The following is a 23,198-nucleotide window of genomic DNA, read 5'->3' as shown; positions in this document are numbered from 1 at the left end:
ATTGTTAGACATAGGACTGTGATTCATGATCATTGGCCTTTGTTAGAGTTGTTTGCCCAGGAAGTCTTCAAACGCGGCAAAAAAACCGTCGAGATCATCCCAGGGAATCATGTGACCCGCTCGTGCCGCGGTGGAAATGCGAATCGTCGGTAGCAGGGCGCTTATTTCGGCGCGATCTTCATCCTGAATAACCCCACCTTTACCCGCACACATCAGCAGCGTCGGCACTGTAATGCCGGGGAAATCCTGATGGATATCGATGCTGTGGAACTCTTCAAACGCCTGAACAATGGCGGGCTCAAAGCAAGTGTGTAACCACTCGGCGCGTAACCGCAGTTGCTCATCGCTCCAGGTGGGGCAGTAGTGGCGCATGGTCTCGATATCGGCACCACGGGTGCAGTCGCGAATCGAATCCATGTACCAGGGCAGCTTGCTGGGATACTCACGACGCCCTGGTCCTGACACCGGTGGATCGATAAGTACCAGCTTGTCGATGCCTTTGGCGCCGCGACTCATGGCGCGCAACCCAAAGCGCGCTCCCATGGAGTGGCCGGCCAGGATGACACTGTTCAGCCCCAGCGCATCGATAAAGGTAATCACATCGTCGGCGCAGGTGTCGGTGTCATAGGCGAGGTCAGGCCCGGTGGACGACAAGCCGCGTCCGCGAACATCCAGCACATAGGTGTCGAAGTGCTGACCGAGCCGCTCGGCCACGAAACGCCAGGTGATGGCTGGGCTGGTAATGCCGGGTATCAGTACCAGCGGCTGGCGCGAGGTTTCGGCGCTGTCACTGAAGCGCAGGTAGTGCTGACGAATACCATTGGCTTGCACGTTGGCGCCATAGAGATAGTTGCTGCTCATGCTGGGCTCCCTTGACTGGTTGGTTGCTTCAGCGGTACTTCAAAGGGGTCATAGGCAAATACCCAGGCCGGATCTTCGTCTTCCCGTAACCAGGTATTGTCGTGGGAAACCTGCTGAACCCGCGAGGCGCGTTCAAAACGGTTGGTGCGGTAAAGCTCGAATGCCTGCTGGTAGTGTTCGGCACCCACTTCCTCCAAGCAGCGCACCAGCATGGCGGCATCTTCGATGGCCATGGCGGCGCCCTGCGCCATATGCGGCTTCATCGGGTGGCAGGCATCGCCCAGCAGCACTAGCCGATTTTCATGCCAGAGTGGCAGCGGGTTGCGCTCCAGCAAGGGCCATTTGGTGACGGTTTCAGTGCAGTCAATCAGCGCTTGTACGGTGGGGTGGTAGCCCTCGAATGCTTTGCGCATCTCTTCTCGGGAGCTGTCGACGAAGGAAGTGCCGTGATTCCAATCGGGTTCAGGCACACCGGTCACGTAGTAATACTCCTTCTCGTCGCCGGTCACGAAGTACACCATCATGTGGCGATCTTCCGACCACCACTTCACGCAGGCTTCGAAATCCAGGTCATATGCTTTGAGTTTTTCGGCAGAGATGATAGCCCGGTGAGCGACCCAGCCGCTATAGATCGGGGCTTCAGGGCCGAGCAGCTTCTCGCGCAGGCGTGAATTAACGCCATCAGCGCCGATTACCAAATCAGCTTCTTCGATTGAGCCATCGGCGAAGGTCATGACGACCTTGCCGCCGCTGTCGTCGACATCGACCAGACGCTTATCGAAATAGAGGTTGTTCTGGTCGAGCGTGCTGACCATCAATTCGTGCAGGTCACCACGGTGTACGGTGATGTAGGCCGCCCCATAGTTTTCGCGAGCAAACTCGCCTAGCGGGATGCGAGACTGATACTCGCCGGTCATACCGTTGCGGCTAAACCAGTAATCGGGGTGTGAGCCCATGGCATTGAGCTTCTCCTCAATGCCGATCCGGCTCATCACTTTCATCACGTTGGGGCCAAGGTGAATGCCTGCCCCAAGGCGTGCAAACGCTGGTGCCTGTTCGTACACCTTGGTGGGGTAACCCGCTTGCTGCAGCAGCGCGCCTGCAGCGGCGCCGCCAAGGCCCGCGCCAATAACGGCGATGGTGGGTTTGTTGTTCATATACTGGTTTCCTCGCTGTTTTATTCGCCTATCACTCGTTTCCGAATGCGTTCGTGAATGCTATAAAACAACGTATACACCATTTATTTTTTGGTCAAGAATTAGTTTCGAAATTATTTTTTAACGAAAACAGGGCGGTATTTTTAAATAAATATATGAATTAAATGGATTTATAGTTGTTTTTTTGGTTTTATGCAAAAACTTGAAAAACGCCTCCATTGAGTGCTATACGTTTATTAGGTTTGTTTTTATAGCGTATGCACCTTTAATGCTCGATGGGTATTAGCTCTGCACTTAGCTGGTGCAAGTCGATTGGCCGCCTGTGAAAGGGAGATGAAAATAGGCTGGTTTAAGGTGCTACGAAGCGTGTTTGACAGGCAGTATTTATTAGTAACATCTAAGTCATATCCAAGCCCTATCCAGAACAAGAGTGCGGGCTTAACAATAACGATGATGATCCCCTATGACGCTAAAGCTAACTATCAATGGGCAAGAACGTGAGCTGGACGTGCCGCCGCAGACACCATTGCTCAATGTGTTGCGTAACGACCTGGCGCTCAATGGGCCCAAGTATGGCTGTGGTTTGGGTGAGTGCGGGGCATGCAGTGTATTGATTGATGGCATGGCAGCACGCACCTGCGTGCTGCCCGTGTCTGCTGCCGTTGGTCATGAGGTCACCACCCTTGATGGTCTTTCCCAGGGCGGTGAGCTTGACCCTGTACAACAAGCCTTTATCGATGCTCAGGCAGCCCAGTGTGGCTACTGTTTGAACGGTATGATCATCACTGTTCGTGCGCTGCTAAATCATAATACCCAACCCTCTGCGCAGCAGATTCGCACCGCTTTAGAGCATAACCTCTGCCGATGTGGCACCCATGTTGAAATTCTCCAGGCAGCGGAGCGTGCCGTAGTCATTAACGCGGCCGCGTTGCAGGAGGCTTCTCATGAGTGAAGGGTCGATGCTCCATGGCCAGCAAAAACAGGCCGGCATCCCCGCGCTGCTAGCGAAGGCACGTTTTGGTGTCGTCGTGCGTCCACCTTACTACCGGTGGAATGGTGAGCGTTTCGAGAGTGATCGCTTAGTTGGCGTCGATAGCAGCAGCATTGCCTCGCTAGCAGGATATATTGAAGTCGTGGTGGAAGGAAATTTTGTGGGGGTGGTTGCCGATAGTTTGGCCTTGGCGACCGATGCTGCTAAACAGCTGAAGGTTGAGTGGCAGGCTGTTCACCAGACGCCCGAAAAAGCGCCTGAAAGCGATCAAGCGCCCTCTGATTCGCCTCTTGTAAAGCCTGGCCAGTCGTACACACATTCGAAACATGCGTATGGCTGGCCGAGTCGCATGCGCTGGGGCAATCATCCCAGCTGGGTAATTGTCGATTGTGGCGACCAACAATTGAGTGTGTGGGGGAAAACCGTCACCCCAGCGGCGCTGAAACAGGATCTAAGCCGGTTAACCGCGCTGAATATTAGCCAGATTGAGCTTTATAGCGCCGATGGTAAACACGCATCAAATCAGGCCTCAGGGCTGGGTCGCCATTGCGGTGACGATGCCGCCGTGGATGCGGCGTTGATGTCGCGGGCGGTGGGCGGCCCGGTAGCCGTCTGGCTTGATGCCCGCTACGCCAAAGATGTTCAGGCATTGGGCCAAGCGCAGCGAATTACCTTAAACGCGGATATTGCCAGTAGTGGTGAGATAGCCCGTTATCACTATCAGCAGGCCAATCTCACTGGTGAGGTGGCTGCCGTAGGGTTGTTGTTAAGTGGTAGGGCCGCGATAACAACGTCTAGCGCTGAGGCCACCGTCGGCGAGCAAGACACAACGCCGTTCTCGCCCTATGTATTTCGCGACCAATACCTTGCCGCACGCTCCCAGCCAGACTCGCTCTCCACCAATTCCACCTTGATGGGTATACAGCAGACGTTCGCTCGGGAATCTTTTTTAGATGAGGTTGCCCGCGAGAGTGACCAAGACCCTGTCGCGCTGCGACTTCGCCACCTTGACGATGCGCGTGGTATTGAACTGATTGAGTCCGTTGCTAAACGGGCCGAGTGGCAAAGGGCGTTCAATCCATCAGCGGACTCTTTACCCCAGGATCTATTGAGCGGGCGGGGTTTTGCCTACTCCCAACTACCTGACCGCGAACAACGCGTGGAATCGGGAGTGCGCTCTGCCTGGATTGCCGATGTGGAGGTTAATCGTGTTACCGGCGATGTCCAGCTTACCCGTTTGGTGGTAGGGCAGGACGCTGGCCCAGATGTGGATACTGATCGCCTTCAGCAAACGCTACAGGCCCGGGTATTGGGCGAGGCGCGCCCCCTTTTGGGGCAAGCGCCCAGTTTCGACGAGTGGGGTGACGGCAGTCGTGCGCTGACTAAAAGTGAATATTCAGCAGGATTACCAACCACCGCTTCTTCGCCAAGCCCTGTTGAGAAAGTTGTTAATCAAACCGCCGGTGAAGACGTATTGACCGGGGTGGAGTTATCGCCGGGTGTTGCGGTAATAGCCAATGCGCTTTTTGATGCCACTGGCCTGCGTTTTCGCCAACCACCGTTTACCGCCAAGCGCGTACGCCAAGCGCTCGAAGCCTCTTCCAATGAGGAAGCAGGGCGTTCATTTAAACAGCCGCGTTTTAAGAAGCGCCGCTGGTTAGCTGCCGCAGCGTTCACCACCATTGCGGGCACTGCGGCCGTGGCGTGGCCGTGGAAAGGGGCCATTGCGCCGATTTCCAGACCAGCCGCGAATCTCTATTCTGCCGAGACCATTGAGCGCGGGCGACTCGTCGCGGCTGCAGGCGACTGCGCGGCGTGTCATACCACTGAGGGTGGCGTGACCAGCGCAGGCGGGCGTGAGTTTGAGACACCTTTCGGGACGCTCTATAGCACTAACATTACGCCGGATGAGGCGACGGGGATTGGTCGGTGGTCTTACGCTGCCTTTGAACGCGCCATGCGCCACGGGATCAGCCGCGATGGCAGCCACCTGTATCCCGCGTTCCCCTATACGGCGTTTGCCAAGACCAGTGATGCCGATTTACAGGCGCTTTACGCCTACTTAATGGCTCAGCGCCCAGTGTCGACTGAAAAAAAAGCCAATGCGCTCACCTTCCCCTTCAGTGTGCGTAGCTTAATGGCAGGCTGGAATACGCTTTATCACGATGCAACTCCTTTCCAACCTGACCCCATGCAAAGCGAACTGTATAACCGGGGGGCTTACCTTGCCGAAGGATTAGGCCACTGCAGCGCTTGCCATAGTCCCCGCAATGCCATGGGCGCTGAGAAAAACGGCGAGTTGTATTTTGCCGGTGCCTTTGTAGATGGTTGGGAAGCACCACCGCTTAATACGCTATCGCGTGCGCCAATTCCTTGGAGTGAAGCCTCTCTTTACGACTATCTACGCCACGGCGAATCTGCCCTCCACGGCGTTGCCTCTGGCCCTATGGCCCCGGTGGTAGCGGGGCTGGCTGAGCTGCCTGAATACGATGTGCGGGCTATTGCCCACTATGTGGCCGCCCAGATGCAGGCGCCCACAGGTAATAGCGATGCGGCTATGGCGGAAGCTACGCAGCGCGTGACCAGTGCAGCCGTTAGCTCAACAGAAATGGAGGCAGGGGAGCGGCTCTTCGAGGGCGCCTGTGCGGCGTGCCATGTTGATTCTGGCGTTCCTACCTTTTCGAGGGCGAGCACTAATCTGGCGCTAAATACCAATTTGCACAGCGATCATCCCGATAACGTTATTCAGTCAATTTTGGGCGGTGTTCATGCCGAACACGTTCCCGGTATTGGTAGCATGCCAGGCTTTGACGACAGCTTTAGTAATACCCAGGTCGCTGATTTGACGACCTACCTCCGAGCGCGTTTTGCCCCAGAGAAAGCGCCTTGGCAACAAGTAGAACAACGTACCGCAGAGTTACGCCAGCCTCACCACAACAACACTCACTCTACTCCCTGACGTAATAAAACGAGGTGGACTATGAAACGTAGTAAATGGATATGGCTAGTATGGGCCGTCGTCTTACTCAGCTATTTAGTGCCTTACACCCTCTTGAGCGGGGTCGCGCTCTGGTACGGCAGCTTCCTGTTTTGGATGTTGGCAGGGTTGGCCATCATTGCGCTGAATGTGTTTATCACTAAAGATTTTGAGGAGCACAGCAATGACTGAGTCACTCATCTGGTGGTCCATTGCCATCTACTTATTGATCGCTATTGGCATTGCGATTATGTCTCGCCAAGGCCCTTCCGAAAGTATGTCGGGATACTTCCTGGGTAACCGACAAATGAACGGCTTTGTCTCCGCGCTGAGCTACAGTGCCACGACGTATAGCGCATTTATGATGGTGGGTTTGGCAGGTCTTACCTATGCTGGCGGCGTTGGCGCCCTAGGCTTTGAAATTATCTATTTTGCCGGTGTTTCCCTGGTGGCTGTTTTCGGGCCTAAATTCTGGGCGGTGGGCAAGAAGTTTGGCTTTGTAACCCCCAGTGAGATGCTCGGCCACCGCTACAACAGCAAACATGTGGCCATGGCTGTCTCGATTGCCAGTTGTATCTTCCTGATTCCCTACTCGGCCGTTCAGCTCGCGGGTGTTGGTTACCTGTTGCAGGGTATTACTGATGGGGCGATTACCTTTACTACCGGGGTGGTGCTGGCCACGGTCATCGCCATCTTCTTCTCCTATATCGCGGGTATTCGTTCGGTGATGTGGACCGACTCGCTCCAGGCTATCATGATGATTGTCGCCTCAACCCTGGTGGCTTTCCTGGTGATCCAGGGCTTGGGTGGTTTCGGTGCACTATTCGATACGCTGGCAACGGAACATCCGCAGTCGCTCACGGTGCCCGGCCCTGGCCTGTTCAGCTTTGTCACTTTCCTGGGGCTCACCATTCCCTGGTTCTTCTTTAGTATCTCCAACCCACAGGTCAGTCAGCGCCTGTTTATGCCCTCTTCGCTGCGCTCCATGCGCCACATGCTGATCGGCTTCTTGGTGTTTGGTTTCATCTACACCATGGTTTCTGTGCTTTGGGGTTTCTCCGCCTTAGCCGCTTTCCCAAGTCTTGAGCGTGCGGATCTAGCCACGCCTTCACTGCTGGCCTCGGAGTTTGTACCGCCCGTATTAGGGGTGATTGTGATGATCGGCATTATGGCGGCCGCGGTCTCTACTATCGATTCGATCATGCTGACCCTGGCGTCCATGGTCTCCCGCGACGTCTATGCGAACGTTAAACCAAACGTCAGTGAAAAGCGCCAACTGCTGGTGGGCAAGTTCGTGGTGCCGGTGATCGCACTGATGGCGCTGGCCTTTGCCGAGCTGCAGCTTGACCTTATTGCGGTGCTGTCGGTGGCTGCTTCCTCTGGCCTAGTAGCCATGGTGCCCGCACTGATCGGTGCCTTCTATTGGAAGCGCGGTACTGGCGTCGGTGCACTGGTAAGCGTGGTGGGCACCAGCGCCTTTGTACTGCTGATGTATGCCACTGGCAATTCACTGCTGGGCCTGCCCGCTGGCGTTTGGGGCATTGTGGTCGCTAGTGTGCTGTTTGTTGGCGTTAGCCTTATGACCAAACCTCATCAAGCCTCTTCGGACGCCTTCTTTACCGCCATCGCGGAAGAGCTGGGTAAAAAGCGCCGTCCTACCTCCGATCAAGCGACGAAAGAGGCGGCTGCCTAATTGACGTTCAGCTTTGAACCGATAACACCATAGAGCGCTTGGTGTGCCCAAAGGCGAGCACGAGCGCTCTCAGCTAACACTTCCCAGTACGCTATAGCTGTGCTTTCGCCTGGGGAGTTAGGAGAATTTATGGATCACGCAAGCTTTGCCGAAATTTGCCTCCATCAGCTAAAAATGTCCGGCGTACATGAAGGCGAAAAACTCGTTGTGCTGACCCAGGGCAGTGAACGCCTTGAGTATGCGGATGCCTTTATGGCGGCTGGACAACGCCTGGGCGCCAACATGTACCACATGCGGTTACCCTCGCCGCTACCGACAGGTGGCTGGGCCGTGGGAGCAACGGGACTAGCCAGCATGCCCGATGCGGTGGAAGCGCTAAAGAACTGTGACATGTTGATCGACTGTATTTTCCTCTTGTTCTCGCCTGAGCAAATGGCAATTCAAGCAGCCGGTACGCGTATATTGACCGCGGTTGAACCGCCGGAACTGTTGGCCCGAATGCTGCCTAGCCAAGAGTTGCGTGAAAAGGTCGAACTGGCCGCCGCGCTGCTGGAAAAAGCCAAAGTGATGCGCATCACCTCGCCCCATGGCACGGATGTGACCTACCAACTAAATACTTATGAGACGGTTGCTGAATATGCCTGTACCGACCAACCGGGGCGTTGGGATCACTGGCCTTCTGGTTTTGTGTTTACCGGCGGTGACGACGATGGTGTTGATGGCACCATTGTGGTGGCGCCGGGTGACATTCTGCTACCCCAGAACATGTATGTCAGAGAACCGATTACCTACACCATTGAGAAGGGCTGGATTACCGATATACGCGGTGGGCTGGATGCGGAGCTAGTGAAATCTTATATGGATAGCTTTAACGACCCGCGCGGCATGGGCATGAGCCATGTGGGCTGGGGCATGAACCCGAACGCCAAGTGGCATCGCATGGTGCCGGGCGAGTTCCCCGGTGGTATGGGAATGGAGCCGCGCAGTTTCTATGGCAACGTGATGTTCTCCACCGGCCCGAACAGTGAACTGGGTGGATCTAACGATACTGCCTGCCATCTGGATATTCCCATGCGCAACTGCTCGCTCTTCCTGGATGGCGAGCCCATCGTCGTTGACGGTGATATCGTCGTTAAAGAACTGCAAATGGCTAGAAACTAACGCGAGCGACGAGCAGGAAGTCATGCAGTTAAAAGCCCCTGATTAGGGGCTTTGTCGCTTTAACGCCAAACCATTAACTGCTGCCGATAATCATCTTGCGCCTGGCTGGCGCTGACCGGCGTCAGCCATACCTGGGTGCCGGGCAGGCATTGAGCTAGAGTGGCGCAAGCAATCGGGGTGAGAGCGCCTAAACGCGGATAGCCGCCAATGGTCTGGCGGTCATTCATCAGCACGATGGGTTGGCCGTCTGGTGGGATCTGCACCGCCCCCAACGGAATGCCTTCGGAGATGATGCCCGTCAGGGAGCCAAGCAGGGCAGGGCCAGTGAGCCGCACGCCCATACGATCGGCACGGTTATCCACGCTCCACGGTTGGTTGAAGGCTTGGAAAAGAGAGCGGCCACTGAAGGCGGCGATTTGCGAGCCGAGCACGATGGGTAAACGGCAACCTGACACTGGCATCTGAGGCCCTTGCACTTCTGCAATACGGCAAACCGCCGGGGCGGCGCCTTTCCAGGTCAGTCGGTCACCCGCTTTTAGCGGTTTGCCATCTTCGTGCAGGCCGCCCAATTGCTCGCGGGCAGTACAGGCGCGGCTACCCAGCACTTCCGGTGCATTCAGGCCGCCTGGGAAGGCGAGATAGGCGCGCAAACCTTGGCGCGGTTGGCGAAATACCAAGCGCTGGCCGGGTAGGAGTTTAAAACTGACATTGGGGGCGAGCGGCTTGCCGTCCAGTTGGGCATCTAAATCGGCGCCAGCCAGCGCCAGGCGCACTTCGCTTTCGCTTTCAAAGCTCAAACCGCCGCCCATGACAATTTCCAGCGCGGCGCTGTTGGGTGCGTTGCCCAGCAGCCAGTTGGCCCAGCGAAACGCGATCCAGTCGGCAGCGCCGCCCTGAGTAACGCCGAAGTGGCCGACGCCAAATCGTCCGGCATCTTGTATCAACGCCAGCGGCCCCGCCTGCTTAACCACCAGCCCTTTTGATGCTTCATTGTTAGCCGCGGGGCTCATAGCCGCTCCTCCATGGGGGTGGTATCGCCACCGTCGGCTTCAAACGCTTCGCGGGAGATTGCTCTAAAGCGCACCTTATCGCCGGGGCGAAACAGGGGGTCACCGCGCTTGGCGTATTCGAATAGCGGCACGTTGGTGCGGCCCAGGATGTTCCAGCCGCCCGGCGAGAGCAGCGGATAGATCGCCGTTTGCCGGTCGGCGATACCGACGCTGCCAGCGGCTACCTTGCGACGCGGGGTTTTCAGGCGTGGCGTTGACAACGCTTCGTCTACCAGGCCCATAAAGCCGTAACCGGGCGCAAAGCCCAACGCGAACACGCAGTAGTCGTGGTTGCAGTGCTGCTGGATCAGTTCGTCGACACTCAAGCCCGCACGTTTAGCGACCAGGGGCAGCTCCGGTCCGACGCTTTCGTCGTACCACACCGGAATATCATGCAGCTCCCCCGCCTGAGTGTCTGCCGGGGAGAGCCCGGAGAGCGCCTGGTAGATCAGCTGGCAGGCCGCGCCGTGGTTCAGTTGTTCGCAGTCGTAGTGCACGAGTAGCGTGGTGTAGGAAGGCACCAGATCAATCAGGGCAGCCCCGAAAGCACTGCGCAGCGCTTGGTCGGCGGCGATCACCCAGGCCATGTTGGCCTCGTCGATGGTGTCGAACAGCCGCACCATCAGGGCATCCATGGCGGCGGTTTCAACACGTACGTTAGTGCTTCTTTCAGCTTTTTTTTCAGTAATGGGTTTCACGCCTGCTCCAGCGCCTGAAAGGCCTCGCGAATGGCGCGTACGGCGGCCACTGACTCGGGGTTATCGCCATGAACGCAGAGCGTATCGCAGGGTAAATGCAGCGTTGTTCCGTCGAGTGCGGTGAGCGGCTCGCCTTTGGCCAGCTTGATGGCTTGATTGACGATGGTGTTCTGGTCGTGGTGCACAGCGTTAGGCAGGCGACGTGAGGCCAAGTGGCCGTTGCCATCATAAGCACGGTCGGCAAAGGTTTCGAACCACAGGGTAATACCCATTTTGGCGGCCAGCTCACGGTGCGGCTCGGGGTCGGCGGTCGACATAATCATCAGCGGCAGGCGGGCGTCGTACGCACGCACGGCGCGCATGACGCCTTCGAGTAGCGCCGGGTTGGCGGCCATGTCGTTATACAGCGCCCCGTGGGGCTTGATATAGCTGAGCCGTGCGCCTTCGGCTTGGCAAATGCCTGCCAGGGCGCCGACCTGATAGAGCACCATATCTTCAGCCTCTTCGGCCGAGCAGGCCATGGAGCGGCGCCCAAAGCCCATCAAATCCGGGTAACCAGGGTGCGCGCCAATGCGAACGCCGTTTTGCACAGCCAGCTTAACCGTGCGGCGCATGACATGGGGGTCGGAGGCGTGGAAGCCGCAGGCGATATTGGCGCAATCGACATAGGGCATTGCTTCGGCATCTAAACCAATAGTCCAGTTGCCGAAACTTTCGCCCATATCGCAATTAAGCAGGGGGATGGCCATAGCGACTCCTGTCGTTGGTGCCGTGGGTGCTTTCACGTGGCTGATGGGGGAATAAAATCCATCACCAATATATGAACACCGCATCTTGAGTGCCAATCGTTTTTGACGATACTAACTATCGGACACTCCTATCATATTGTTATTTGGTGGAAAAATAGTTGACGCTTGGGCACGATACGCTTATCACAGTAAGGGCGGGGCGTGATAATAACGTTGGTGAAACAGCGCTGCCGCAGATGGTCTCGAAGTTGCATAGTGATCTTGTGTTCACGAGCATCAGCACACAGCAGTTAGCGTTGCGTGTCAGTAAGACGGCGCTTAGTCACTCTCAAAAGTCATTCGTAGGCGTGTCACTATGCTCGATTTTAAGGAACTTGAGGCGTTTGTATGGGCGGTGAGGCTGGGCTCCTTCCGTAAGGCGGCGACTCGTTTGCACCTGACTCAGCCCTCAGTTTCTGAGCGTATTTCACGTCTTGAAACCGCCGTGGGTGAGTTACTGCTAGAACGTGCCGCCCGGCCCATTCAGCCCACCATGCGTGGCCGTGAATTCTTTGTGCACGCTGAGCGAATGCTGCACCAGCGTGACGAGGCAATGAGGCTTTTCGATGATGAAGAGGCGTTTTCTGCACCATTGCGGCTCGGCACGATTGAAACGATTGCCCATAGCTGGTTCCCAGAGTTTATGCGCAGGCTCACCGAGCGCTACCCACGCCTGACTATCGAGCTAACAGTGGATTACTCACCGGTGCTCAATGAGCGGCTACTGGGCAACGAACTGGATATCGTGCTGGCGATGAACGGATATTCACCCCAGAAGCAGATCGATTATGAGTCGTTGAGCCCTTATGAGATGGGTATGTTCGTCTCCCCTCGACACGCGCCGTTGCTCAGCGAAAGTGTCGGCAACTGGGGCAGGCAACTGCCGTTTATTTCCTTTGGCAAGCTGGCGCGACCTTATACCGAGCTGGTGAATTACCTGGCAGAGCAGGGCGTGGTCAGCCCCCGAATTCACAGCGTCAGCACATTGATGACGATAGTACGCATGACCACTGAAGGTCTGGGGATTGGCGCCTTGCCAGTGGCTACCGTGCTGGAAGAGTGGCAGCGAGGGGAGCTTTACCGGCTTGAACTGCCGGTGCCGTTACCGGCGATGCACTATGATGTGATATGGCGTCACGCTAACCATCCGCGCTTTTGTCGCGGTGTGGCCCGCCTGGCCCAAGAGTGCGCTTGCGGCTATGCACAGGCGCGCCGTGCCGATATGGCCACCACACTTTTCTACGGGCGTTGGGTTGCCACCGGCGCCTCCTCTGGTACCACCAAAGCACCACACTGTTAGCACCATACGGTTAGCACAATACTATTAATAGAAATAAGAGGGTTCTCACAATGCGCAAGACAATAACGACATCACTGCTACTGGCGACTGCCTGCGGTTTAACGGTAACGGCTCAAGCAGCTGAGTGGACCATGGCCACGCCTTACGGTGATGCCAGTTTTCACACCCAAAACAACAAGCAGTTCGCCGAGGACGTGGCCGAAGCTACCGATGGCGAATTAACCATTACCGTACATAGCGGCGGCTCGTTGGTATCGCATGGTGAAATCAAGTCGTCGGTTCGCCGTGGCACCATCGATGCGGGCGAAGTCTTCCTTTCGGTACTTTCCAATGATGACCCCATTTTCGAAGTGGACACACTGCCAGGGGTGGCTGGCAGCTACGATGATGCTTACGCGTTGTGGGAAGCTACCAAGCCAATGATCACCGAGCTATTCGCCTATGAAGGTTTGATTCCGCTTTACGCGGTCACTTGGCCTGCGCAAGGAATCTACACGTCAGAGCCGCTCACCGATCCTGAGCAGTTTGAAGGCCTGCGCGTGCGTGCGCCCAACATCAATACGCAGCGTTTCGTCGACAACCTGGGCGGTAGCCCCACGGAAACCGAAGAGTCTGATATCCCCACCGCCTTTAGCACTGGCCGTGTGGACGCCATGATTACCTCGAGCTCTACCGGCAACTCCATGGCGGCTTGGGACTATGTCACCGACTACACCGACGCTAACCTGTGGTTGCCCAAAAACATTGTTTTCATCAGCCAGCGCAGTTTCGATGGCTTGGATGAAGCGACCCAGGAAGCTTTGATGGAAGCTGCTGCTGAGGCTGAAAAGCGTGGCTGGGAAATGAGCCGCGAAGATAACCAAGCAAGTCTGGACGCATTGGAAGAGAACGGTATTGCGGTTTCTGAGCCGAATGAGGCCATTTCCGAGGCGCTGCAAGGCGCGGGTGACAAGCTGTTTGAAGATTGGCAGTCACGCGCCGATGATGAAGCCAAGCAGGCGCTGGAAACTTATCGCGAGCAACGCGATAGCTAATAGCCTTACCAACGATCTTGCAGGGGCTGCGGTAATGCCATCGCCCCTGCTTTTCCCGCGCGCTTCATGAGGCTGCGAACATGACGTTTAAATTCGACAAACTCTATCGCCTCGGTGCTTGGGGTGCGGCGGCGTGCATGGTGGCTATCTGTGCCCTGATCGCGCTCCAGGTAACCTTCCGCCTGGTAGATGCGCTGCTGGTGCTGGTGGGATTGAGCCGGCTAGGCCTGAGTATTACCGGCGTTTCAGAAATTGCGTCTTACTTATTAGTCGGGGCGACCTTTCTGGGCTTGGCCTACACCTTTGTGCATCACGCCCATATTCGCGTGACGCTGTTGATTACCCGTTTGCCTCCGGCCATCCGTGTGTGGTTTGAAGTCTTCTGCCTGATTATTGCTCTGGCGATCAGCCTGATGCTCAGTTACGGCCTGGTGGGCTTGGCGCAGGAGAGCATCCAGTACAACGATGTATCTTCGGGTTTTGTGTCGATTCCACTGTGGATTCCCCAACTAGTGCTTGCGACCAGCGTAGGACTGCTCTGCCTGGCGCTGGCTGAAGCCCTGTTCATGGCAATCCGGATTGCCATTCGCGACCCTTCAAGTTTTCGCGAAGCGGCGGCCCCAGATGACAGCGAGGGGTACTAAATGACGACCTTACTATTGTTTCTAAGCCCCCCGCTTTTAGCTATCTCTCTTTTAACGACGCTTTTACTCCAGGCGCTTCTGTCCCTTAAATTGGAGAGATCCTCGTGCTGCTACTAAGTCTCGCCACCATTTTTACGCTTGTGTTGCTGCTGGGGAGCGGGGTATGGATCGCCTTCGCGCTGATCGGTACTGCCTGGATAGCGCTCGAGTTCTTTAGCTCCTTTTCGCCCGCTTCTATTCTGGCCTCAGATTTCTGGGGGGCGAGTTACGGCTGGGACCTGACGGCGTTGCCCATGTTTATCTGGATGGGGGAAATTCTCTTTCGGTCGGGGCTTGCCGATAATATGTTTCGCGGCCTGTCACCCTGGCTAAACCGCCTGCCCGGGCGTTTGCTGCATACCAATATCATTGGCAGCGGCATGTTTGCGGCAGTGTGCGGCTCCTCAGCGGCCACCTGTGCCACGGTGGGCAAGATGACACTGCCGGAGCTTGAGCGGCGGGGCTACGACAGCAATATGGCGATTGGTACTTTGGCCAGCGCTTCGACCTTGGGGCTGCTGATTCCACCTTCCATCGTACTGATTGTCTACGGCGTGGTCACCGAGCAGTCGATCTCCAGGCTGTTTATGGCGGGTATCGGCCCTGGCCTGATGATCCTGGCGCTCTTCATGAGCTATCTCATCGCGTGGGCGCTGCTCAAAGGCAACCGTGAAGGGCTGACCGGGGAAGATGAGTCGGGAATGAGCTTTGCTGAGAAGCTGCGTAATACTTGGTCGCTGATGCCCATTCTTCTGCTAATTGGCGGGATTATTTTCTCGATCTATGGCGGCTTGGCGTCACCCACCGAGGCCGCAGCAGTTGGCGTGGTGCTGTCGATTGTGATTGCCCGCTTCAATGGTCATTTTGATCGCAATATTTTCAAAAGCTCGCTGTTTGCCGCCGTGCGTACCGCCTGCATGATCGCCTTCATTATCGCAGGGGCCTCGTTTCTAACCTCGGCCATGGGCTTTACCCAAGTGCCGATGAAGCTCGCTCAGGCAATTGGCGAAATGGGCCTGTCGCCCACCATGCTGCTGATCGCGCTCACCTTGCTGCTGCTAGTGATGGGCTGCTTTCTCGACGGTATTTCGCTGATTTTGCTGGTGACGGCGATCATCATGCCACTGGTGAGTGCAGCAGGATTCGATCTCATCTGGTTTGGTATCTATTTGGTGATCGTCGTCGAAATGTCGCAGATTACTCCACCCGTGGGCTTCAATCTGTTCGTAATTCAGGGGCTGACCGGTAAAGATATCTTGACCATTACGCGCGCCACGCTGCCGTTCTTTTTATTAATGCTACTGGCGATTGCCTTAATGCATATCTTCCCCGGCATTGCGCTCTATCTGCCCGAGGCAATGACCCGCTAGCGGCCCAATACTGTTCACGTTTAAACATCCAAGTAGCGTTATAAAGGCTTGGGTGTTTAATGGGTGCTTCTTTGTGGCCTCGCTTCGAGCTAAGCTGAAGCAAAAGCGGGAATAGGGGACACCACCAATGCGCTCGGAGAAGGACGCAGCAGACATATTTCGCCAGTTGGCAGAAGGGATGGGCCACAGTGGAAGCCCCCGCTTTTATGCCGAGCTGGTGGAGCGCTTGGCAAATTTGGTGGATGTCGATCATGTGCTAGTGGCCGACATTACTCAGTTGCATCAAGCAGAGACGTTAGCCGTCTGGTCCAATGGGCGTTTGATTAGCAATGTCACCTATCCGCTGGTGGGCACGCCTTGCGAAACCGCTTTAGGCAGTGAATCTTGCCTTTATGCGCATGATGTTCAGCTGCGCTTTCCTAACGATAAACTACTTGGCGAGCTAGGTGCCGAGAGTTATCTGGGGCGTCCCCTTTATGCGGCGGATGGTGCACTGATTGGCCTGCTGGCAGTGCTTAAAAATTCGCCTATGCAGCTCGATGGGTTAGCTGGGGAAATATTGCAAATTGCCGCTGCACAGGCCGGGGCGGAGCTTGGTCGGCAAAAGGCAGAGCAGGCCTTAAGAGAAAGCGAAGAAATCGCGCGGGAGAGTGAGCGACGCCTGGATACGCTGCTCAACCATCTGCCGGGCATGGCTTACCGCTGCTTTAACGACCGAGACTGGACCATGCAGGTAGTGAGCCAGGGAGCCGAGGCGCTGACCGGCTACCGGCCGGATGAACTGCAGGGTAACCGAGTCACCAGTTTCGCCGCGTTGATTCATTCTGATGACCAGGCAAAACTTTTTAGTGAAGTGCAGTTGGCGATCGCCCACAAGCGACCTTATCGAGTGGTCTACCGCTTGCAGCATCGTGATGGTAGCTGCCGCTGGATGTGGGAACAGGGCCAGGCGGTCATCGGGTACGATGGTGAGATTGTCTGCCTGGAAGGCTTTATCTCGGATGTGACCGATCAGCAAGAGTCGCAGCGGGTGCAAAACGCCGTGTTGCAGGTTGCTTCCACTGTGACGACGCGGGTGGGAGACGGCTATTTTCAGCAGCTGATTGCTACACTGGTCGAGGTGCTGGAAGCCGATGCCGGTTTTATTGCGCTGCTGCATACCTCCCCGCAAGGCGAGCACGAGGTTTATGGCCAGGCGACCACGGTCAGTATGGTCGTCGAGGGGGCTCAGCTCGAACAGTACGCCTTTGCTTTGCGCGGGTCACCGAGTGAGCAAGTCGTACTGGAGCGCGAAGCGGTAGTGCATGACGGCCCACCGCAACGTTTGGCGGGCACGCAGCTACCCATCCGGGCATGGATCGGACGTCGCCTGGATAACGCCAACGGCGAAGCTATTGGGGTCATGATGGTCTTTTATCGCCAGCCGCTAACCACCAATGCCTTCGCTACCTCGGTGCTACAAATACTTTCTACGGGCGCGGCGGCTGAACTTGAACGTCGCCGAGACCATCGCCACATGCATCAGTTGGCCTATACGGATAGCACCACCGGCCTACCCAACCGCGCTCGATTTATGGTGCTATTGGGGCAACTGTGGACCGAGGCTCGCCGCGCTAAGCAGGGGCTATCGCTGCTGCTATTGGATATTCGTCGCTTTAAAGAAGTGAATGACCTGCATGGCCACCAGGTGGGTGATCAATTATTGGTGACGGTAGCGGATCGTTTACAGATGATCAGCTATGCCTGTGGTCCATTGGCGCGGTTATCCGGCGATGAGTTTGCCATGCTGGTGCCCGACGCCGGTGGAACAAGCATCCGCGAGCTGGTCGAACAACTTCGCTCTGCGGTGATGCAGCCCCTGTATCTGGAACGCCGCGTGTTTAATCTTGATATCAGCATAGGCTATGCCCGTTATCCCTACGATGTGACGCAAGCGAGTGAACTGTTCAATGCCGCCAGTATCGCGCTTCACCACGCCAAACGCCGCGACAGTAGTACCTGCCCCTACACCCAAACCATGCGCCATGCGCTCCAGCGTCGCCAGCGCATGACCGAAAGGCTCAGTGCGGCGATCAGCGACCACCAGTTGGAACTCTATTTTCAGCCCCAGGTCGACCTTTCCAGCGGGCAATTGACCGGTGCTGAAGCCCTGTGCCGCTGGTATGACGCGGAGTGGGGATGGGTGAGCCCTGGGGAATTTATCCCTCTTGCCGAAGAGCGCGGGCTGATTCGTGCCCTGGGCGATTGGGTCCTGGAGGAATCCGCGAGGCAACTCATCGCTTGGAACAGCCAGTTCTTGATGGCGCTGCCTGGCAGGCTGTCGATCAATATTTCCGCCCAACAGTTCGCCGACCCACAGTTGACGAGCCATATTGCCCAACTGACGGCGGGGGTTTCACCCACAGCTATTGCGCTAGAGCTTACCGAAAGTGATTTTATGCGTGACCCCGATCAAGCGATCGCAATTACCCACACCATGCGGCAAGCGGGCTATGCGCTCTCGATTGACGACTTCGGTACAGGCTATTCATCGCTCTCCTATTTGCGGCGCTTTGCCGCCGACGCACTCAAGATCGATATCTCCTTCGTGCGCGAAATGCTTGATAACCGCCACGACCGCACCATCGTGCAGGCCATCATTGCCATGGCGCAAGCGCTAGAGATGAAAACGGTGGCAGAAGGCGTAGAGACCCAGGAACAGGCCCGCCTGCTGGCGGATATGGGCTGTAACGAAGCCCAGGGGTATTGGTTCGGCCGGCCGTTACCGGCGAATGAGTTTGCTGCAGCGTGGTTAAACGAGTAGCCGCTTAATATCGTCCCCAGCGTCATCGTCTTGTCATCACCTCTGGCATAACCTACGCGCCGCCAACCCGCGATGATAGGAGTGCCCCCATGCGCCTGGCTCTGTTTGATCTTGATGACACCCTCCTGGATGGAGACTGCAGCGACCGCTGGAATTTATGGATGATAGAGCAAGGCTGGGTCAGTGATGCCGAGACCTTCATGGCGCGGGCAGTGCAGATGCAGCAGGCCTATCATGCGGGTAAGTTAAAGCTCGAAGAGTATTTGGCCATGACCCTGGCGCCGCTGCGCGGGCGCCGGGTTAAAGATGTGCAAAAAGAGGTCGAGCGGTTTGTCGCCACGCACCTACAGCCACGCATTTTTGAACAAGCCTGGGCCTGCCTGGAAGCGCATCGTCAGGCAGGCGATACGCTGCTGCTGATTTCCGCTTCGTCACGTCATCTGGTCGAGCCGATCGCTACCATTCTGGGGATCGAGCACGTGCTGGCGGTAGAGCTGAGCATCGAACATGGCATCAATGAAGACGCACGCTATACCGGCGGCAGCGAAGGCATTTTTTCCTATCGCGGCGGCAAGGTGCTGCGCTTGAAGCAGTGGTTGGTCGAGCAGCAGATCACCCCCAGCCACACGACTTTCTACTCAGATTCCCGCAACGACCTTCCGCTGCTGCAGTACGTGGATTGCCCAGTGGCGGTTAACCCTGACCCGGTACTGGCCGAGGTGGCCAGCGTTGAAGGATGGCGGCGCTTAGACTGGCGGGGGTCGCCAAGCGGTTCTTTGCCTAATCCTTTGTCAGGGAAATCGGCGCATGCCTGATGCCGTCACTACACGGCTTCAACAGGGAGAGCGTTTTTGAGCCCAGCCGCACTCGCCCTAGTGCTGGTGTCGGTGTGTATGCACGCCGGATGGAATGTCTTGGGCAAACGCAATGCGCCGTCGCTGCCTTCTTTTACCCTTGCCTACGGCGCGGCAGGGTTGGTGATGTTTCCGCTAGCGTTACTTGGGCCATCACTCGTGGTGTTACCCAGTACTTTTTGGGGTTGGCTGGCGCTCTCTGGGCTGTGTCAGATGCTCTATATGGGTGGCTTAGCCTGGGCCTATGCACGTGGAGAGGTGAGCGTACTTTATCCCATCGCCAGGGTGTTGCCCGTCGTGCTGGTGCCTCTGGTCTCCATCGCGCTGCTGAGCCGCCGCGTGCTGGATATGTGGGATGGCCTGGGAATGGCGCTAATAGTGGGTGGAGCCCTCTGCCTGCCGCTTAGCCATCCTGAGGCGCGCCGGTTTTCCACCTACATAACCCCTGCGATGGGCTTTGCGCTGCTGGCGGCGATGGGAACGGTCGGCTATTCACTCATCGATAAGCAGGCCTTAGGGCTAATGCAAAGCGCGGGACACAGTGGGCTCACCGCCGGAACCGTCTTTATGGTACTACAAGCAGTGATGACGCTGACCTGGGCGGTACCGCTGCTGGCACTGCTGCCTGCCGAGCGGCGACGGCTACCCGCGCTTCGCCAGCAAGGCTTGCCGATGCTAGTCACCACCGGGCTGATGATGACCTGCACCTACGGCTTGGTATTGGTCGCCATGGCAATCACCGATGAGGTGAGCTACGTAGTGGCGCTGCGTCAGCTTTCCATCCCGGTGGGGGTTTTAATAGGTGTGTTGTGGCTGAAAGAACCCGCCTCCAGCGCTAAAACCCTCGGCACTCTGGTGATGCTGGCGGGGTTGATGTTGGTGGCGCTGTAAGCAGCGCTGACTTTTTAGGTCGATAATCTCTAAGTGAGATTTCCTAGGTTAGTAGCTCCAGGTTAAAGCGCCTGCCATACCAAGTTAATCCCGACGGCGAACATGGCCAGAATGACTAAGCGGTAAAACAGCTTCTCATTGACCCTGCTCTGTAGCCAGAGGCCGTTACGTACGCCGATCCAGGCCACGGGCACGAGCAGTAGTGAGGCCCAGGCGCTGGTCATATTGACCTCGCCAAGCCACACATAAGGACCCAGTTTGATGGTGTTCACTACCGCGTAAGTGATCGTACAGGTGGCAATAAAGGTCTCTTTGGTGAGCTTGCGCGGCATCAAGTACATATTCATTGGCGGCGCGCCTGCATGGGCAATGAAACTGGTGAAACCGCATACGCTTGCCGCTGGCAGTGCCCAACGGCTGGAAATCGGTTTTTTAGCGACAGGTTTTAGCAGCATATAAGCAGCAAACACGACGGATAGAATTCCCAATGCCAAGCGCACGCCTTGCTCACTCAAGCTGCCAAACAGTAATGTTCCCACCGCCACACCAATGAACAAGCCCGGCACAAAGCGCCACACTTCCGCATTCGATTGCTTGCCCCACCACGCCTTGACCGCAAACACGTCCATCACCAACAGCAGCGGCAGCAACAGACCTGCTGCCTGGGTTGGGCTAATCGCCAGCGCCATTAATGGCACTGAAAGCGTGCCGAACCCACCCGCAAAGCCGCCTTTGGATACCCCGGTGAGGTACACCGAAAAGATAATCAAGAGCCAGGCGATGATGGAGTAATCGGGGAGCATGGGAGCCTCTATAGTCTTTCAGTAAAAGTGATGCACAAAAAAGCCCCACTTTTACGGGGCTGATTAGCATAGCATTAGATAAATGTTAGCGGGCGAAGTGAGTGTGGTTCCCACTACTGTCAATGAGCGCCTGTGGTCACAAAATAATCAGCGTCGCGAGGCCCAAAAACGATAGAAAGCCCACTACATCCGTTACTGTGGTGAGGATGACTGCGCCCGAGAGGGCGGGGTCAATTTGTAAGCGTTTCAATACCAAAGGAATGAGGACACCAGAAAGATTGGCGAGACTCATATTGATAAAAATCGCCAGGGTGATGACGAGCGTAATCAGCGGGTCGCTAAACCATAGGTAGGAAATACCGCCGACCACCAGCGCCCATACAAAACCGTTACTCATCCCCACCCATAGCTCTTTATTATACAGCCAGCGTTTATTGTTACCGGCAAGCTGGCCGAGTGCCAAGCCGCGTATGACCACCGTTAAGGTTTGGCTACCTGCAATCCCGCCCATGCTGGCGACCACGGGCATGAGAATGGCGAGCGCTACGATTTGATCCAGTACGGCTTCAAACTGACCGATCACAAAGGCCGCCAAAAAGGCAGTCAGCAGATTAATACCTAGCCAAATGCCGCGACTTTTTGCGCTGCGCGCAATGGGGGTAAACACTTCCTCTTCGTCGCTAACGCCGGACATATGTTTCAACGTCATGTCAGCATCATCTTGGGTGATTTCGAATACGTCGGCAGCGTTTAGCTGACCGACCAATAACCCATCGCTATCGCACACCGGCACAAAGTGGAGCTCTTTTGAGCGCAATAACGCAGCGGCATCGCTCACTTTCATTTGATCGTTTAGGGTGAAAAAATCATCCATATACTCATCAACCACGGCCTCTTGTGGTTGTTTGATTAAATCAATCAGGCTCAGGGTGCCGAGTAAACGTTTCTCCTTGTCCGTAATCATGATTTGCTGCGACTCATCGTCGAGCAGGTGATGAATCCGGATATAGCGTTGTACGGCCTCTAATGACACGCCTTGTTTTACATTGACCGTCTCGGGGTCCATGTATCGACCCACTACGTCATCTTCATAGGCATGAAGATTCTCAACCTGGGCGCGTATCTCCTGATCCAGGCTGGCATAGACGGTGGTTTTTATCTCTTCGTCGGCAACATCGAGAACTTCGGCGACTTCCTGGGCATCCAAGCCTCTGACGATTTGCTCAACATCGCTGGCAGAAAGATCCTCAATATAGTCAGCGCGAATATCCTCATCGACTTCGGCGAGCACTTCACCCAGCACAGCGTCTGGGATGTAGTCCCAAAGTAAATCACGAGTTTTAGCGGGGAACGACTCAAGCGTGCGCGCAATCGCTAATATATCGAGCTCTTGAAATAGCTCGTTGAGGGCAGCGGTATCTTCTTCGTCTAACAACTTTTGCAGATACAGCAGTTGCTCCTCAGTATTGGTATATTTTTCCTCATCGCGCATAGAGTCCATCCTTATAAAAACGCATTTTTAACACAATCACTTGAAAGCTCGTGATGGCTCACCTTGGATCTTATCGGCAGACTTAGTTGAAAGCCATTTGACCGCGGCGAGAATGGCAGCATCTTAGTGCTGGGTAACAAAGGCAACCCGAGTGCCATACTGCATACGCTGCTTGGCGGAGACCGGCGGTGTGCTATTGCCGATCATTTCATCGGTGGTATCGGCCCAGGTGACGGTGCCGTGGGTAAAACCTAACGGGGCCAGCGCACGGCTAACCCACTGGGTACCGCTAAAACGCTGTGCTTCGCCGTTGGCGTCAATTAGCAGGCCGATTGAGTCATGACGATGTAAGCGCACGATATACCAACCCATATCGAGTCCATGTAGCTCGACGTCAGGAAGCGGCGCAGAGAGTTGCTTAACGTCGGTAAGCGTGAGGTAGGCAGGAAGAATAACAGACATGGCGAACCTCATTAGCAGGAACCTTATACGCCGAGTCTAATTTCTGTTATTCATTTGTACAGTTATTTAAGCAAGGATGTGGGGGCACCGCCTGGAAGCGCCTTTTAAGCTACCGGCCAGACGGGCATTTG

Annotated in this window: 20 protein-coding genes; 12 read left to right on the top strand and 8 right to left on the bottom strand. The window is 56.0% G+C overall.

What is annotated here, in order from left to right:
- Nucleotides 1-42: 42 nt before the first annotated feature.
- Entirely contained in the window at nucleotides 43-861 is an 819-nt protein-coding gene (locus ACUN8H_RS09800; RefSeq protein ID WP_445531956.1) for an alpha/beta fold hydrolase, read from the bottom strand.
- Nucleotides 858-2,018 carry an FAD-dependent monooxygenase gene (locus tag ACUN8H_RS09795; RefSeq protein ID WP_445531955.1) on the bottom strand — a complete coding sequence of 387 codons (1,161 nt, stop codon included), beginning with the start codon at nucleotides 2,016-2,018 and terminating at the stop codon, nucleotides 858-860. The genes ACUN8H_RS09800 and ACUN8H_RS09795 overlap by 4 nt, the downstream gene beginning before the upstream one ends.
- A gap of 463 nt (nucleotides 2,019-2,481) precedes the next feature.
- Between ACUN8H_RS09795 and ACUN8H_RS09790 the strand changes: the two genes are divergently transcribed.
- From ACUN8H_RS09790 to ACUN8H_RS09770, 5 genes are all read left to right on the top strand, one after another.
- Entirely contained in the window at nucleotides 2,482-2,970 is a 489-nt protein-coding gene (locus ACUN8H_RS09790) for a (2Fe-2S)-binding protein (protein WP_445531954.1), read from the top strand.
- Entirely contained in the window at nucleotides 2,963-5,968 is a 3,006-nt protein-coding gene (locus ACUN8H_RS09785) for a c-type cytochrome (RefSeq protein WP_445531953.1), read from the top strand. The genes ACUN8H_RS09790 and ACUN8H_RS09785 overlap by 8 nt, the downstream gene beginning before the upstream one ends.
- 21 nt (nucleotides 5,969-5,989) lie before the next feature.
- Nucleotides 5,990-6,178: a hypothetical protein gene (locus ACUN8H_RS09780; protein ID WP_022521540.1), complete on the top strand. Its 189-nt coding sequence runs from the start codon at nucleotides 5,990-5,992 to the stop codon at nucleotides 6,176-6,178.
- The gene (locus ACUN8H_RS09775) at nucleotides 6,171-7,679 is read left to right on the top strand and encodes a sodium:solute symporter family protein (protein WP_445531952.1); all 1,509 of its coding nucleotides are present in this window, start codon (nucleotides 6,171-6,173) and stop codon (nucleotides 7,677-7,679) included. Before ACUN8H_RS09780 ends, ACUN8H_RS09775 begins: the two co-directional genes overlap by 8 nt.
- Nucleotides 7,680-7,808: 129 nt before the next feature.
- Nucleotides 7,809-8,840, top strand: coding sequence for a leucyl aminopeptidase (locus ACUN8H_RS09770; protein ID WP_445531951.1), 1,032 nt, complete (start codon nucleotides 7,809-7,811; stop codon nucleotides 8,838-8,840).
- Nucleotides 8,841-8,899: 59 nt separating this feature from the next.
- On the opposite strand, the gene ACUN8H_RS09765 is transcribed toward ACUN8H_RS09770, so the two are convergent.
- From ACUN8H_RS09765 to ACUN8H_RS09755, 3 genes are read right to left on the bottom strand one after another with little or no spacing between them, the layout of a single operon-like run.
- Complete coding sequence (locus tag ACUN8H_RS09765; RefSeq protein WP_445531950.1) at nucleotides 8,900-9,850, bottom strand: 5-oxoprolinase subunit C family protein; 951 nt, start codon at nucleotides 9,848-9,850, stop codon at nucleotides 8,900-8,902.
- Nucleotides 9,847-10,587: a 5-oxoprolinase subunit PxpB gene (pxpB, locus tag ACUN8H_RS09760; protein WP_445531949.1), complete on the bottom strand. Its 741-nt coding sequence runs from the start codon at nucleotides 10,585-10,587 to the stop codon at nucleotides 9,847-9,849. Before pxpB ends, ACUN8H_RS09765 begins: the two co-directional genes overlap by 4 nt.
- On the bottom strand, nucleotides 10,584-11,336 hold the full coding sequence (locus tag ACUN8H_RS09755; protein ID WP_445531948.1) for a 5-oxoprolinase subunit PxpA: 753 nt from the start codon (nucleotides 11,334-11,336) through the stop codon (nucleotides 10,584-10,586). The genes pxpB and ACUN8H_RS09755 overlap by 4 nt, the downstream gene beginning before the upstream one ends.
- 355 nt (nucleotides 11,337-11,691) lie before the next feature.
- Between ACUN8H_RS09755 and ACUN8H_RS09750 the strand changes: the two genes are divergently transcribed.
- From ACUN8H_RS09750 to ACUN8H_RS09720, 7 genes are all read left to right on the top strand, one after another.
- Entirely contained in the window at nucleotides 11,692-12,675 is a 984-nt protein-coding gene (locus ACUN8H_RS09750) for a LysR family transcriptional regulator (protein ID WP_445531947.1), read from the top strand.
- A gap of 50 nt (nucleotides 12,676-12,725) precedes the next feature.
- A complete protein-coding gene (locus ACUN8H_RS09745) occupies nucleotides 12,726-13,709 on the top strand; it encodes a TRAP transporter substrate-binding protein (RefSeq protein ID WP_445531946.1) in 984 nt (327 codons plus the stop codon).
- Between the two features lie 80 nt (nucleotides 13,710-13,789).
- Entirely contained in the window at nucleotides 13,790-14,353 is a 564-nt protein-coding gene (locus ACUN8H_RS09740) for a TRAP transporter small permease (protein ID WP_445531945.1), read from the top strand.
- 104 nt (nucleotides 14,354-14,457) lie between these two features.
- Nucleotides 14,458-15,762: a TRAP transporter large permease gene (locus tag ACUN8H_RS09735; RefSeq protein ID WP_445531944.1), complete on the top strand. Its 1,305-nt coding sequence runs from the start codon at nucleotides 14,458-14,460 to the stop codon at nucleotides 15,760-15,762.
- A gap of 127 nt (nucleotides 15,763-15,889) precedes the next feature.
- The gene (locus ACUN8H_RS09730; RefSeq protein WP_445531943.1) at nucleotides 15,890-18,565 is read left to right on the top strand and encodes a bifunctional diguanylate cyclase/phosphodiesterase; all 2,676 of its coding nucleotides are present in this window, start codon (nucleotides 15,890-15,892) and stop codon (nucleotides 18,563-18,565) included.
- Between the two features lie 89 nt (nucleotides 18,566-18,654).
- Entirely contained in the window at nucleotides 18,655-19,380 is a 726-nt protein-coding gene (locus ACUN8H_RS09725) for an HAD family hydrolase (RefSeq protein ID WP_445531942.1), read from the top strand.
- A gap of 36 nt (nucleotides 19,381-19,416) precedes the next feature.
- A complete protein-coding gene (locus tag ACUN8H_RS09720; RefSeq protein WP_445531941.1) occupies nucleotides 19,417-20,310 on the top strand; it encodes a drug/metabolite transporter in 894 nt (297 codons plus the stop codon).
- Nucleotides 20,311-20,372: 62 nt separating this feature from the next.
- Here the strand turns inward: ACUN8H_RS09720 and ACUN8H_RS09715 are convergent, their stop codons facing one another.
- From ACUN8H_RS09715 to ACUN8H_RS09705, 3 genes are all read right to left on the bottom strand, one after another.
- Complete coding sequence (locus ACUN8H_RS09715) at nucleotides 20,373-21,113, bottom strand: sulfite exporter TauE/SafE family protein (RefSeq protein WP_445531940.1); 741 nt, start codon at nucleotides 21,111-21,113, stop codon at nucleotides 20,373-20,375.
- Between the two features lie 136 nt (nucleotides 21,114-21,249).
- Nucleotides 21,250-22,605: a magnesium transporter gene (mgtE, locus tag ACUN8H_RS09710; protein ID WP_445531939.1), complete on the bottom strand. Its 1,356-nt coding sequence runs from the start codon at nucleotides 22,603-22,605 to the stop codon at nucleotides 21,250-21,252.
- A gap of 123 nt (nucleotides 22,606-22,728) precedes the next feature.
- Nucleotides 22,729-23,067: a DUF6482 family protein gene (locus tag ACUN8H_RS09705; RefSeq protein ID WP_445531938.1), complete on the bottom strand. Its 339-nt coding sequence runs from the start codon at nucleotides 23,065-23,067 to the stop codon at nucleotides 22,729-22,731.
- Between the last annotated feature and the right edge of the window lie 131 nt (nucleotides 23,068-23,198).

It is taken from the genome of Vreelandella sp. V005 (genome assembly GCF_052645115.1).
This window is presented reverse-complemented; position numbering and strand designations above follow the sequence as displayed.